Here is a 574-nt window from a genome sequence, read left to right on the forward strand (position 1 = left end):
ATCGTATGGCGGGGCAGCGCCCCCCCCCTCTGCCCTGCCGGGCATCTCCCCCACGAAGGGGGAGATCGGCAGCTTGAGCCTTATCGCATTTTTTGCAACGCCGGCGATTTGCGAAAACCGGCTATCAAAGCCAATCTCCCCACTTGTGGGGGAGATGTCCGGCAGGACAGAGGGGGGCGCGAAGGAACGCCAACCATCCCATCCCTCCACAGTCCTACTTAACCCGCCGCGATCAACACCGTACTCTCCGGCGACCAACTGAGCATCACGTCCTGACCTTCCGCCAGCCTGTCGACACCCGTGTTCTGCACAATCACCTTCAACGTCTGGCCGCCACGCTCGACGAAATAGGTGCTGTTGTTGCCGGCGAAGATGCGCTTGGAAACCTGCCCCTTGAGCATGTTGGCGGTGCCATCCGGTGCTCCGGCATCCGTGGCGATGCGGATGCGTTCGGGGCGCACGGCGCAGCTCGCCTTGGCGCCGGCGGCAAGCTTGGCACCCGCGCCGGCGGCAATCGCCGTACCGTCCGGCAGCCGGATGCCATCGCCCGTCGTATCGCCGCGAAAAATGTTGG

The 574-nt window shown here is 64.3% G+C and carries 1 protein-coding gene; it reads right to left on the minus strand.

Features of this window, described 5'->3' with window-relative positions:
* Positions 1-218: 218 nt before the first annotated feature.
* On the minus strand, positions 219-574 hold a 356-nt coding region (locus EN750_RS38115; RefSeq protein WP_127399511.1), incomplete at its 5' end, for a TOBE domain-containing protein.

Origin of the sequence: Mesorhizobium sp. M7A.F.Ca.ET.027.03.2.1, from assembly GCF_003999175.1 — a bacterium.
Classification (GTDB): Bacteria; Pseudomonadota; Alphaproteobacteria; order Rhizobiales; family Rhizobiaceae; genus Mesorhizobium.